We start from the raw sequence: 12,603 nt of genomic DNA, 5'->3' as shown, positions 1-12,603 counted from the left end.
GTCAGGCGCTGGCGCGCACCAGCGGGCTCAGGTGCTCGGCGCGCTCGCGCGCCTCGGGCAGGCCCGCCACGGCGAGCCAGTTGCCGAGCATGCGGTAGCCGCCCTCGGTCAGCACCGACTCGGGGTGGAACTGCACGCCGAAGATCGGTGCGGTGACGTGGCGGAGCCCCATGATCACGCCGCCGTTCGTGCGGCTGGTCACGACGAGCGACGGCGGCACCGTGTCGTCGACCACCGCCAGCGAGTGGTACCTGGTCGCCGTGAACGGCTGGGGAACGCCCTCGTAGAACGCACTGTCGTCGTGCTCGATGCGCGAGGTCTTGCCGTGCATCAGCTCTTCGGCGTTGGTGACGACCGCGCCGAACGCCTCGGCGATGGCCTGGTGGCCGAGGCAGACGCCGAGGATCGGCTGGCCGCTCGCGAGCGCCGCCTCGACGACGGGGATGGAGATGCCCGCGTCGGAGGGCTTGCCCGGTCCGGGCGAGATGAGCACGGCGTCGTACTGGGCGATGCGCTCGGCGACCTCGTCGACCGGGATGTCGTCGTTGCGCACCACGTCGGTCTCCGCGCCGAGCTCGCGCAGGTAGCCGTTCAGTGTGTAGACGAAGCTGTCGTAATTGTCGATGACGAGGATGCGGGTCATTCTTCCACCGTGACGTTGATCGGATTGAGCTGCGCGTCGACCCAGGGGAACACCCAGGTGAAGAGCGCGAAGACGACTGCGGCGACGAGGACGAGCACCAGCATGATGCGGAGCCATACCGGTCCGGGAAGGACGCGCCAGAGTGCGCCGTACATCAGTCACCCCATTCTGCGACGACCGAGGCGATCTCGGCCGGCGGGTTCGCGGCCCCCGGCTGCCACGACTCGAGCACGCCGTACGCGATGATGCGTTCGTCGGTCGAGTAGAGCGGGTTGCAGCTCGTGAGCGTGATGATGCGGTCGGTCGGCTGGAGCTCGGGGTGGTGCGGTACGGGCGAGAGCACGCTGGTCGTCGCCGGGGTCACGTACTCGAAGTCGCGGAAGCGGTACGTGTACCAGCCGTCCTTCGTCTGGATGTAGATCGCGTCGCCGAGCTGGAGTTGCTCGATCTCGTGCATGCCGCCGCCGTAGGCGCTGCGGTGGGCGGCGATCGCGAAGTTGCCGACCTCGCCGGGCATCTGCGTGCCGGGGTAGTGGCCGACGCCGAGGTCGAAGCTGTTGAGCACGTCGAGGCCGTAGCCCTCTGCGATGTTCCTGGCGGAGTCGTGCGTGCCCTCGCTGTCGAAGCGCGGCACGTACATGACCGCGAAGGGCTCGGCGTTCGCGTACTCGGTGGTGTCCACGACGGGCTCGCCGACGTCTTCGGGAGCGGGGGGCGGAGCGTCTCCCCGGTCCGCGCGATCCTGCTCGGCCCACTTGTCGCTGAGCTCGGAGGCCGCCTGCGACTGCTGCCCCGCCATGATCGCGTCGTTCCACCACAGCTGCCACCCGAGGAACAGCAGGATGAGCACCCCCGCGGTCAGCAGCAGTTCGCCGAGGACGCCGACGACGCTCACCCGTGGTTTCGGACGCGCGGTCGGGCTCGCGGCGCGGCGCGCGCGCCGGCCGTCGGGCAGCGACTCGGACATAGGGGCGATTCTATTCCGCCGAAACGACTTCTCGCTGTGAGTGCTCGGCGGGCTCGGCTAGAATCGCGGGCATGGCACGTACGAAATCATCGAAGCCGGCGCGCGCTGAAGTCGCAGCGAGCGGCGAGGAGGCCCCGAACCCGGTGTGGTTCAAGCCCGTCATGTTCGGCTTCATGCTGCTCGGACTCGCGTGGATCCTGGTCTTCTACATCAGTCAGGGCCGCTACCCCATCGCCGACCTCGGCTCGTGGAACATCCTGATCGGCTTCGGCATCGCCTTCGTCGGCTTCCTCATGACCACCCGCTGGCGCTGACGCCGGCTCTCGACACGCGAAAAGGGCGGATGCTTCGGCATCCGCCCTTTTCGCTTGCCCGGCGGTGGTTCCACAGGCTTTTCCACAGTTCTCCACAGTTGTGCACAACCGAGGATCCGCGTGATCACTGGGATCTCGGCAATTACACCGGTGTAACTCTCAACAGCTGTGGAGAGCGCTGTGGATAAGTGCAGGGTTCGGCAGCTGCGCCGGCCGAACTAGAAGATCGGGAAGAAGAAGTACCGCAGGCTGAGCACGAGCAGCACGGCGACCACGCCGACCAGGAGCCAGACCTGCAGCGCCTGCTGCGACCGCTTGCGCGTCTCGACGAAGATGAAGCCCACGAGCGCACCGGTGACGAGACCGCCGAGGTGCGCCTGCCAGGCGACGTTGAACCCCGGCACGAAGCCGATCACGAGGTTGATGCCCAGCAGCACGAACAGCTGCGTCGTCTGACCGCCCAGCCGTCGCTGGATCACGAGGAACGCGCCCATCAGTCCGAAGATCGCTCCGGACGCCCCGACGACGCCCACGCGCGGATCGGAGAGCCAGAGCACGCCGACCGAGCCGCCGAGACCCGAGATCAGGTACAGCGACAGGAACCGCCAGCGGCCGAGCAGCCCCTCGAGCAGCTGCCCGAAGATCCACAACGTGTACATGTTGAGCAGCACGTGGAAGATGAGCGAGGTCGAGTGCACGAACACCGAGGTGACCATGCGCCACGGCTCGAGGTTGCCCGGGATGGAGTAGACGCCGGCGTAGAGCAGGCGGTCGGTGATCGCGAGCCCCGGGATCAGCTGCAGCACGAAGACCGCGAGCGTGATGCCGATCAGGGAATACGTGACGACCGGCGCCCCGCGCCCCGCCGCCGAGCGCACGCGCGTGAGCACGGCCGGCTTGGTGCGGGGCGCGCTCGCGCGCTGCTCGCGCATGCACTCGGGGCAGACCACGCCGACCGCGGCCTGCGTCATGCACTCGGGGCAGATGGTGCGACCGCAGCGCTGGCACAGCACGAAACTCTGCCGATCGGGGTGCCGATAGCAGAAGTTCGACCGATCGGTCGCCGGGTCGCTCACCTTCCGGTCAGACCTGCTCGACGGTGATGCTCTCGATGACGATGTCCTCGAGGGGCTTGTCGCGACCGTCGGTCGCCACGGCGGCGAGCTTGTCGACGACGGCCTGGCTCGCGGGGTCGGTCACCTTGCCGAAGATGGAGTGCTTGCCCTGCAGCCATGTCGTGGGGCCGACCGTGATGAAGAACTGCGAGCCGTTGGTGCCGCGGCCCATCTGGATGCCGGCGTTGGCCATGGCGAGCACGTAGGGCTCGGTGAAGTCGAGCTCGGGGTTGATCTCGTCGTCGAACTGGTAGCCGGGGCCGCCGATGCCCTGGCCGAGCGGGTCGCCGCCCTGGATCATGAAGCCGGGGATGATGCGGTGGAAGATGACCCCGTCGTACAGCGGGTCGGTGGTCTTCTGGCCGGTGGCGGGGTGCGTCCACTCGATCTCGCCCGTGGCGAGGCCGACGAAGTTCTTGACCGTCTTCGGTGCGTGATCGCCGTAGAGGTCGACCTTGATGGGGCCGTGGTTGGTGTTGAGCGTCGCGACTGCGGTGTGAATCGGCATCCTCATATTCTGTCATGCACGGATTCGCAAGGCGGCATGCCGGAATGAGACTCCCACCGCGTTTCCAGCCGGTTCGGTGGCAAGATGGAGGAGTTCGCTGCACAACGATGGAGGTCGAGATGAGCCTGTCACGCAAGCGTCGGAAGGAACTCAAGCGACTGCAGAGCAGCGCGGAGGACCTCTGGGGGAACCAGCAGATCGTGCTCGAGCACGCGAATGCCGTCGCACGGGAGGCCAGCCGCCAGTTGGGTCACCTCACGCGTGAAGAGGTCGTGCCGAGAGTGCGCACGGGCTACGAGAGCTACGTCCGGCCGACCGTCGCGCGCGCCGGCCAGGTCGCGAAGGTCGCGGGCGACAACGTCGAGCAGGGCCTCGGCAACGTCCTCGGGTCGATCCTCTCGATCGGCGACATCGCCAACGACGCACGCGTGCGCCGCGCCGTCGAGCGCGTCTCGCCGCGCGCCGTCGCGGTCGTCGAGAAGAAGCAGGGCCGCGGCGTCGGCACGTACCTCGCGATCGGTGCCGGCATCGTCGCGGCAGCCGGCGTCGCATACGCCGTCTGGCAGACCTTCCGCGCCGACGACGAGCTGTGGGTCGCCGACGACGAGCCGAACGGCACGACGAGCGTCTGAGCCGCTGAGACGACGGAACGGCCCCGCATGCGCGGGGCCGTTCCGTGTTTCGGCTCAGTCGGCCTCGTGAGACCGCGGAATGCCGGTCAGGCGGACTTCCGTGCGACCGGCTCCGGGCCGCGCGCCGGTCGCGGCACCGAGTCGATGAGCAGTTGCGTGTAGGGATGCTCCGGGGCGGCCAGCAGCTCGGCCGTGCGGCCGCGTTCGACGATCCGGCCGCGGCGCATCACCACCGTCTCCTCGCACACCCGCCGCACGACGGCGAGGTCGTGGCTGATGAAGAGCACGGTCAGCCCGCGCTCGCGGCGGATCTCGGCGAGCACGTCGAGCACCTGGGCCTGCACCGAGACATCCAGCGCACTGGTGGCCTCGTCCATGACGAGCACGTCGGGATCGATGGCGAGCGCCCTGGCGATCGCGACGCGCTGACGCTGCCCGCCCGAGAGCGTCCGCGGACGAGCCTGGGCGTGCTTCTCGCCGAGGCCGACCTGCTCGAGGAGGGCGAGGACGCGGGCGCGGGCGTCCGTCGTCGAGAGCTTCGCGTGCAGCCGCAGCGCGTCCTCGATCGATCGACCCGCCGTGATGCGCGGATCGAGCGACAGGTACGGGTCCTGGAAGACCATCTGGACGCTGCGGGCGTGCGCGAGGCGGGCCTCCCTGCCGTGCGGGACGGCGGTCCGCTCGCGTCCGGCGATGCGGATGTCGCCGCGGTCGGCCTGCTCGAGGCCGACGATCATGCGCGCGAGCGTCGACTTGCCCGAGCCCGACTCGCCGACGACGCCGAGGGCGCCGCCGCGAGGGATCGAGATCGACGCGTCGACGACGGCGTTCACCTCGGTCTTGCCCCGCAGGTGGTAGGTCTTCGAGATGCCGTCCGCCGCGAGCATCGGCTCGACGGAGCCGGGCGTCACGGACCCCGTCTCGCGCCCGACTGCGAACGCCGACGCGGGAGCCCCGCCGGCCTCGCCGGTCGACGGCTCGGCGGACGGCGCCTCGATCGTCGGCGTCGCCGCCACGAGGCGCTTCGTGTACTCGGCGACGGGGGCGCTGAACACGCGCCGCGCGTCACCCGTCTCCTCGACGCGCCCGGCGCTCATCACGACCACGCGATCGCAGATCGAGGCCGCCAGGTTGAGGTCGTGCGTGATGAAGAGCATGCCCATGCCCCGGCTCGAACGCTGCTCGATGAGCACGCGGATGATCTCGGCCTGGGTCGTGACGTCGAGCGCCGTGGTGGGCTCGTCGCAGATGAGCAGCTTCGGCGAGCTCGTCAGGGCGCCGGCGATCATGACGCGCTGGAGCATCCCGCCCGAGAACTCGTGGGGGTACTGCTTCAGGTGCTCCTCGGGGCGCGGCAGCTGCACCGAGGCGAGGAGCTCGACGGCGCGCGCCGTCGCGTCGGCCTTCGATCGTCCCTCGCAGAGGCGCAGCGTCTCGGTCATGTGGTCGCCGAGGGTGCGCATCGGGTTGATGCCGGCCCTCGGGTCCTGGAAGATCATGGATGCCGCGTGCCGCCGCAGATCGAGGATCCCGGCGGCGCTCGCACCGATCACCTCGCGTCCGTCGAGCACGACGCGGCCGCCGAGTCGAGCACGATCGGGCGTGAGGCCGAGCACCGTGCGCGCGGTGAGCGACTTGCCCGAGCCGGATTCGCCGACGAGACCGACGGTCTCGCCCGCCTCGACCGTGAGCGAGATGCCGTCGAGCAGGCGCGTGCCGTTCGGCAGGTCGAGCGTGAGCTCCGAGATGTCGAGCAGGCTCATGCGGGGATCTCCCCTCCGATGCGTTCGGAGAGCTCTTCCCCGATGATGTTGACGGCGACGACGACGAGCACGACGGCCACGGCGGGCACGATGGCCGGGAGGAAGAACCCGCCGACGATCCCGGGCTGCGCCTCGTTGATCATGGCGCCCCAGTCGGGCGTCGGCGGTTGCACGCCGAGTCCGAGGAAGGAGAGGCCGGCGAGCTCGGCGAGGACGTACCCGAAGTTGAGCGTCGACTGCGCGCCGACGATCGGGGTGACGTTCGGCAGCACGCGCCGGAGGGCGATCCACGGCCCGCTGAAGCCCTGCACCCGGTAGGCCGCGACGTACGGCCTGGTGCGTTCGGCCTTCACGAGCGCCCGGGTGAGGCGCGCGACGAACGGCGCGTACGCGATGCTCATGGCGATGACGGGCGCGATGAGCCCCTTGCCGAAGAGCGCGACGGCCATGATCGCGAGCAGCAGCGAGGGGAAGGCGAACAGTACGTCGAACACGCGTCCGAGCACCGAGTCGATCCATCCGCCGCGCCAGCCGGCGAGGAGGCCGAGCAGCATGCCGATGATCGTCGAGCCGATGACCACGAGCAGCGGCCCGAGCAGCGCCGTGCGGGCGCCGTAGATGAGGCGCGACAGCAGGTCGCGGCCGAGGCTGTCGGTGCCGAGCCAGTGCGCCGCGCTGGGGCCGGCGTTCACCGCCGCGAAGTCGAGCTGGTCGGGCGGGTAGGGCGCGATGAACGGGGCGAAGATCGCCGCGAGCGTCATCACCGAGACGATGCCGATCGCGATGCCGAAGGTGATGCCCGCCGGCCGCAGCCGCGGCGCGCGCATGACCTCGACGGCGAGGGTGGGGGTCGGAGTGGTCATCGGGCAGCAGCTCCTGCGGCGGACCGGGGGTCGATCCAGGGTTCGGCGATGTCGATGATCGCGTTGACGACGACGAAGGCGGTGACCACGAACATCACGATCGCCTGCACCACCGGGAAGTCGAGGCGGTCGACCGACTGCACCAGCAGCGAGCCCATGCCCGCGAGGCCGAAGGCGGCCTCGACGATGGTCGACGCGACGAGGAGGCCGGCGACGAGGATGCCGCTGACGGTGAGGATGGGGCCGAGCGCGTTGCGGAACACGTGGCGGCGGATCACGGTCCCCCGCTTGAGGCCTCGGCTCAACGCGACCTCGACGTGCTCGCGGTCGAGCTGCTCGACCATCGAGGAGCGGGTCACCTTGCCGACGAGCACGACGAAGACGATCGCGAGCGCGATCGACGGCAGGACGAGGTGGTAGACCGTGTCGGCGAAGCCCTCCCCCGAGCCGAAGGTCGGGAACCAGCCGAGCTGCACCGCGAAGACCGCGATGAGCACGATCGAGCCGACGAACGACGGGATGGCGCTGAGCATCGTGAGGCCGATGAGGGTGAAGCGATCGAGCGCTCTGCCGCGGTTGAGCGCGGCGACGACTCCGGCGGTGAGGCCGACGATCGCGATGAGGATCCCGGCCATCACGACGAGCATCAGGGTGACCGGCAGTCGGTCGCCGAGCACCGTGGAGACATCCTGCCGGTACTGCAGCGAGCGCCCGAAGTCGCCCTGCAGCGCACCGAGCAGCCAGTTCACGTACTGCTGCCACGGGGGCAGGTCGAGGCCGTACTGCGCCGTGACCTGGGCGATCGCCTCGGGGCTCGGCTTCCGGCCGCGCAGGAGGAAGGTGACCGGGTCGCCCGGAACGAGGAAGCGCGAGAAGAAGACGAGGAGCGAGGCCAGGAAGAGCGTCAGGACGAGGCTGCCGAGCTTTCCGGCGACCCGCCGGAGGCCGGCGGCCGTGAATCGGCCGCCGGTCCGGGGGTTCGCGGCCGCCGCGTCCTGAGCGGCGACCGCGACCGTGGAACTATCGAGCGCCAATTGTGGCCGCCCACGGGTAGTAGAGGTAGTTGATCGACGGGGTCACACCGGTGATGCGCTCACCGAGGTAGAGCGAGGTCGGCCCGGTGAAGAGGGGCAGCCAGGGCAGCTCCTCGTTCGCGATCTTCTGCAGCTCCGCCGACTTCTGCCCGCGCTCGTCGGGGTCGGAGATGCCGACGGCCTCGTTCGCGATCGCGTCGTACTCGGGGTTCGACCAGCCTCCGTAGTTGCTGAACTCGCCGGTGCGGAGCACGCCGTACATCTCGAGCGGGTCGGGGCTCGACAGGTACCAGACCGTGTAGAAGAGGTCGACGCCCTCGCGAGCGGTCGGGTCGCTGAACAGCGCCGTGTAGGCGCTCGGCGTCACCGTCTCGATCTCGGCCTCGAGGCCGATCGACTGGGCGGCCGCGACCGTGGCCTGCGAGATCACGGCGAAGTCGTTGCCGATCGGCGCCGTCTTGATCACGATCTTCTCGCCGGTCGCGCCGGCCTCCTCGACGAGCTGCTTCGCGGCCTCGACGTCGTAGGGGTAGTCCTCGAGTCCGCCGAACGCGTCCTCGCGGGTGGCGTCGGAGGTGGCTCCCCACACCGACTCGGTGGTGAGGGCGTTCGTCACCTCGCCGTAGCCCTTGGCCGCCGCCTCGAGGATGCCCTCGCGATCGAGCGCCATGAGCAGCGCCTTGCGCACCCGCACGTCGCCGAGCGGGCCCTCGAGGTTCGAGACGATGAGGCTCGAGACCGCGGTGCTGAGGCCGAAGTACACGTCGCCGCTCGTCTCGCGGAGCTGCGCGATGCCGTCGACCGGGAGCATCCATCCTCCGTCGACGTCGCCCGACTTGAGCGCGTTCACGCGCGCCGTCGAGTCGCCCATGAAGACGAACTCGACCTCGCCCGACTTCGCGGCGAGCTCGTCGTCCCAGTAGTCGTCGTAGCGGGTGAGCGTGACCGACTCGCCCGACTTCCACTCGGTGAGCTCGAATGGTCCGGTGCAGTTCACGAGCCCGCTCGAGTTGCCGTAGTCGGCGCCCTTCTCGGCGAGGGTGGCGGCCGACTCGATGACACCGGCCGAGCCGCCCATGCCCTGGTTGAACTGCGAGTCGGGGATGGTGGTGGTGACGGTGACCTCGAGGTCCCCCGTCTGCTCGATCGACGCGACGTTCTGGTACACCGAGTACCACGAGGAGCCGACGGCCGGGTCGAGGTGACGGCTCATCGAGGCCACCGCGTCGGCCGCGGTCAGCGGGGTGCCGTCGTGGAAGGTCACGCCCTCGCGGAGCGTGTAGACCCAGGTCGTCGGGCTCGTCTGCTCGTACGACTCGGCGAGGCCGGGGCTCAGCGTGTAGTCGGGGTTCAGCCGGAGGAGCGACTCGCAGACGTTCGCGAGCACCTGGTTGTCGGCGTAGTCGAAGGCGTAGGCGTAGTCGAGCGAGTACGGCTCGGCGTAGCTCACCCAGCTGTACGAGTCGATGTCGCCGGAGGGCGCGGGGGTCTCGGTCGAGAGCTCCCAGTCGGCGGCGCTCGGCTCGGCTGCGGGGTCGGACGTACAGCCGGTGAGCGCGAGCAGCGCGGCGACGCCTCCGGCGACGAGCGCGACGTTGCGCCGGCCGGCGGGGGTGCGGAGGGTGGACATGCGGGTGTTCTCCTCAGTGGTCAGGCGGTGACGGGGACGGTGCTGGGCAGGGCGTCGCGGCGGTAGGCCGTCTCGCCCTCGATCCAGGTCGAGGCCACCGTCGTGCGGTGGATGTCCTCGGCGGGAACGGTGAAGGGGTCGGGCTCGAGCACGACGAGGTTCGCGAGGTAGCCCTCGCGGATGTGGCCGGTGTCGTGGTCGCGGTGATTCACGTACGCGCTGCCCGAGGTGTAGGCGGCGAGGGCGGTCGCGAGGTCGAGGCGCTGGCCGGCACCGCCCAGCGGTCCGGCGTCGATGCCGGGCGCGACGCGCGTCACCGCGATGTGGATCGCGGCGATCGGGTCGGCCGTCGAGACGGGCCAGTCGCTGCCGGCTGCGAGACGCGCACCGCGCTCGGCCAGCTCGCCGAACGGGTACTGGCGCGCCTCCTGACCGTCCTGCAGGAACGGCAGGGTGAGCTCGTCGATCTGGTCCTCGTGCGTCGCCCACAGCATCTGCAGGTTCGCGACCGCGTCGAGCTCCGCGAAGCGGGAGGTCTCGGCCTCGGCGACGATCTGGAGGTGGGCGAGGTGATGGCGCGCATCGCTCGGACCATTCGCCGCACGTGCCGCGGCGACGGCGTCGAGCGCCTCGCGCACGGCCCGGTCGCCGAGCGCGTGCATGTGCACCTGCTGTCCCGCGGCGTCGAGGGCGACGACGGCGTCGGCGAGCAGCTCGGGGTCGACGAACGAGAGGCCGTGGTTGTGGGTGTCGTGCCCGTGCGCGTCGCGGTAGGGCGTCAGCATCGCGGCGGTCTGGTTCTCGGCGACGCCGTCGACCATGATCTTGGTCGTGCCGAGGCTGAAGCGGCTCTCGTGCCCGAGGGCCTTGATCTCGTCGCGTCGCCGCACCATCTCGGCGACCTGCTCCAGCCCGCCCGAGCGCTCCCACCACTGGGCGCCGACGACGTGCACCTCGAGCGCGCCCTCCTCGACCGCCCGCAGGTAGGCCGCGAGTGCATCGGGCACGCCGGCGGCGTTGCCGATGAGCGCGTCCTGCCAACCGGTGATGCCGAGCGCGATGAGCTCGTCCTGCGCGCGCAGCAGCCCGTCGTAGGCGAGCTGGGGGTCGATGGCGGGACGCACGGCGAAGAACAGCTCGGCGGCACCTTCGTGGAAGGTGCCTGCAGGGTGCCCGTCGTTCTCGCGTTCGATCCGTCCGTCGTCGGGGTCGCTCGTTCCGGCGTCGATGCCGGCCCGGCGCATCGCCTCGGTGTTCGCCCACGCGCTGTGGTGGTCCCGGCTGACGAGCAGCACCGGCCGGTCGGGCACGATGGCGTCGAGGAGTCCGCGCACCGGCGCACCGCCCGGGAAGTGGTCCATCGACCAGCCGCCGCCGAGGATCCACTCCTCGTCGGGGTTCGCGGCGGCGTAGGCGGCGACCGTGGCGACCGCCTCCTCCGCGTCGCCGGCCTCGGTGAGGTTGCACTGCAGGAGCTCGACGCCGCCGCCGACGGGGTGGATGTGCGCGTCCTGGAAGCCGGGGCTGAGCAGCGCACCGGCGAGGTCGACCACCCGGGTCTGCTCGTCGATGTGGGCGGATGCCTCGGACTCGGCGACGATCGCGGTGATGCGGCCGCCCGTCACCACCACGGCACGCCCCTGGAGGGGCTGCCCCGACCCCGTGAAGACGGCTCCCCCGGTGAACACCACATCTGCTGGCACGTCGGCCCCTCGTTTCCTCATCGAATGCGTCGGACGAGGTGACGATAGCCCGCGCCCACACACGATGTCAACGCCGTTGACATCACCCTTGACCCGATTGTTATGCTGATCCGGCTGCCACGCCCGCGAGGTCATCGCGACACAGGGGTCGCGGGCGTGGCAGCATGAAGAGGCACTGCAGCCGATGAGGAGGGGCGAATGCCCACGACGAGCACCCCACGACGCCGCACGACCGGCGGGCAGGGAAAGGCCCGGCTCGATCGCGAATCGATCGTCGCCGCCGGCATCGAGCTCGCGGCGAACGCCCCCTCGTCGTCGCTCTCGGTGCGCGAGCTCGGGTCGCACCTCGGCGCCGATCCGACCGCGATCTACCGCCACTTCCGCAACAAGGAGCAGCTCATGGAGGCGCTCCTCGATGCGCTGACCCTCCGTGCGACCCAGTCGGTCACCGCCCCGGTCGACGAATGGCGCGACCGGCTCCGTCAGCTCGCGGTGGCGACCCTCGACCTCTTCGCGAAGCATCCGGCCATCGGCGTCGAGGCGACCGTGCTCACCACCCACGGCCCGGGCGAGCTCGGGGCCGTCGAGCTCATGCTCGACGCCTTCACCCGAGCCGGCCTCGGCGACGACGACCTGGTGCGCCACTACGCGCTGTTCGCCGCGCACGTGCTGTCGAGCGCCGCGGGCATCGCACGCGCGCGGGGCGAGCGGCGGGAGCGCGGCGCGGTCGACGACGAGTTCGCGCCGAGCCCCTGGTTCGAGGGCCCCATCCTCGCCGACCCGCGCCGCTACCCGCTGATCGCCTCGATCAACTCGCGCCTGGTCGACCTCGAGGACCGCGAGCTCTTCCTGCTCGGGGTCGAGGCCGTCATCCAGTCGGCGGAGCGCGTCGCGGAGGCGAGTCGAGAGGCTCGCAACTCCCCCGATTCCGAGGCCTGAGGCCCGCCGGATCTCAGTGCTCGCACTGATTTCTCACGAATCTGGAGAAATGCCTTGCGGTGGGTGTGAATCTCCCGCTAGTGTCAGTGACCGGTGCGAACGCGCCCGAGCCACAGAGAGGAGTTGATCCCAATGATGAAGTACATCTTCACCCCGGCATTTACCGCCGGCCGCACGGTGATCCTCCTCACCGCTCCGGCCTGCTAGTTCTCCGCCCCGGCATCGCGCCTCAAGTGTGCGAACGCCGATCCGCCCTCATGGCATGAGCAGCGACTCTCCCGCGGCATCCGCCGTCGCCTGATCCGATCGGGCACGCGGTCCGCATCGACGATCCGCAGCTCGCCCGACGGCCAGCGGCTCCGCCGCGCTCCCCCGGATGCCGGCCCGCGACGATCGCGGACCCGCGCCGATCCCACCACCTCCAGACGACCCTCGGCCGACCGGCCGACGGGCGCCCCGCACCGACCGGTGCACCACACCCAACGAAGGACA

Annotated in this window: 13 protein-coding genes; 3 read left to right on the top strand and 10 right to left on the bottom strand. The window is 70.1% G+C overall.

The genetic code is table 11. The features are described 5' to 3' along the window. Position 1: 1 nt before the first annotated feature. Genes ACFVSL_RS13290 through ACFVSL_RS13280 form a run of 3 tightly spaced genes read right to left on the bottom strand, consistent with a single transcriptional unit; the run spans position 2 to position 1,610 of the window. Complete coding sequence (locus tag ACFVSL_RS13290; RefSeq protein ID WP_386941441.1) at positions 2–643, bottom strand: anthranilate synthase component II; 642 nt, start codon at positions 641–643, stop codon at positions 2–4. Continuing rightward, the gene (locus ACFVSL_RS13285) at positions 640–798 is read right to left on the bottom strand and encodes a hypothetical protein (RefSeq protein ID WP_386941440.1); all 159 of its coding nucleotides are present in this window, start codon (positions 796–798) and stop codon (positions 640–642) included. The genes ACFVSL_RS13290 and ACFVSL_RS13285 overlap by 4 nt, the downstream gene beginning before the upstream one ends. Beyond that, positions 798–1,610, bottom strand: coding sequence for a class E sortase (locus ACFVSL_RS13280; RefSeq protein ID WP_386941439.1), 813 nt, complete (start codon positions 1,608–1,610; stop codon positions 798–800). Before ACFVSL_RS13280 ends, ACFVSL_RS13285 begins: the two co-directional genes overlap by 1 nt. Before the next feature lie 71 nt (positions 1,611–1,681). Here ACFVSL_RS13280 and ACFVSL_RS13275 point away from each other — a divergent pair, with 71 nt between their 5' ends. After that, positions 1,682–1,924 (top strand): cell division protein CrgA, encoded by a 243-nt coding sequence (locus ACFVSL_RS13275; protein ID WP_157423800.1) that lies wholly within the window; start codon positions 1,682–1,684, stop codon positions 1,922–1,924. Between the two features lie 218 nt (positions 1,925–2,142). On the opposite strand, the gene ACFVSL_RS13270 is transcribed toward ACFVSL_RS13275, so the two are convergent. Further along, positions 2,143–2,895, bottom strand: a complete 753-nt coding sequence (locus tag ACFVSL_RS13270; RefSeq protein ID WP_386941437.1) for a rhomboid family intramembrane serine protease — start codon at positions 2,893–2,895, stop codon at positions 2,143–2,145. A gap of 112 nt (positions 2,896–3,007) precedes the next feature. Beyond that, positions 3,008–3,547 (bottom strand): peptidylprolyl isomerase, encoded by a 540-nt coding sequence (locus ACFVSL_RS13265; protein WP_386941436.1) that lies wholly within the window; start codon positions 3,545–3,547, stop codon positions 3,008–3,010. Positions 3,548–3,666: 119 nt separating this feature from the next. Between ACFVSL_RS13265 and ACFVSL_RS13260 the strand changes: the two genes are divergently transcribed. Further along, complete coding sequence (locus tag ACFVSL_RS13260; protein WP_386941435.1) at positions 3,667–4,179, top strand: DNA helicase; 513 nt, start codon at positions 3,667–3,669, stop codon at positions 4,177–4,179. An 86-nt stretch (positions 4,180–4,265) separates the two neighbouring features. Here the strand turns inward: ACFVSL_RS13260 and ACFVSL_RS13255 are convergent, their stop codons facing one another. The 5 genes from ACFVSL_RS13255 to ACFVSL_RS13235 are packed head-to-tail and all read right to left on the bottom strand — an operon-like array spanning position 4,266 to position 11,172. Next, positions 4,266–5,942 (bottom strand): dipeptide ABC transporter ATP-binding protein, encoded by a 1,677-nt coding sequence (locus ACFVSL_RS13255; protein WP_386941434.1) that lies wholly within the window; start codon positions 5,940–5,942, stop codon positions 4,266–4,268. Beyond that, a complete protein-coding gene (locus ACFVSL_RS13250) occupies positions 5,939–6,805 on the bottom strand; it encodes an ABC transporter permease (RefSeq protein WP_386941433.1) in 867 nt (288 codons plus the stop codon). Before ACFVSL_RS13250 ends, ACFVSL_RS13255 begins: the two co-directional genes overlap by 4 nt. Beyond that, a complete protein-coding gene (locus ACFVSL_RS13245) occupies positions 6,802–7,839 on the bottom strand; it encodes an ABC transporter permease (protein WP_386941432.1) in 1,038 nt (345 codons plus the stop codon). The genes ACFVSL_RS13250 and ACFVSL_RS13245 overlap by 4 nt, the downstream gene beginning before the upstream one ends. Beyond that, complete coding sequence (locus tag ACFVSL_RS13240; protein WP_386941431.1) at positions 7,826–9,469, bottom strand: ABC transporter substrate-binding protein; 1,644 nt, start codon at positions 9,467–9,469, stop codon at positions 7,826–7,828. Before ACFVSL_RS13240 ends, ACFVSL_RS13245 begins: the two co-directional genes overlap by 14 nt. Positions 9,470–9,489: 20 nt before the next feature. Then, on the bottom strand, positions 9,490–11,172 hold the full coding sequence (locus tag ACFVSL_RS13235; RefSeq protein WP_386941430.1) for an amidohydrolase: 1,683 nt from the start codon (positions 11,170–11,172) through the stop codon (positions 9,490–9,492). Between the two features lie 198 nt (positions 11,173–11,370). Between ACFVSL_RS13235 and ACFVSL_RS13230 the strand changes: the two genes are divergently transcribed. Beyond that, complete coding sequence (locus ACFVSL_RS13230) at positions 11,371–12,111, top strand: TetR/AcrR family transcriptional regulator (RefSeq protein WP_386941429.1); 741 nt, start codon at positions 11,371–11,373, stop codon at positions 12,109–12,111. The last annotated feature ends 492 nt before the right edge of the window (positions 12,112–12,603 follow it).

Origin of the sequence: Agromyces sp. NPDC058064, assembly GCF_042885275.1 — a bacterium.
In the GTDB taxonomy this organism is placed as follows: Bacteria; Actinomycetota; Actinomycetes; order Actinomycetales; family Microbacteriaceae; genus Agromyces.
This window is presented reverse-complemented; position numbering and strand designations above follow the sequence as displayed.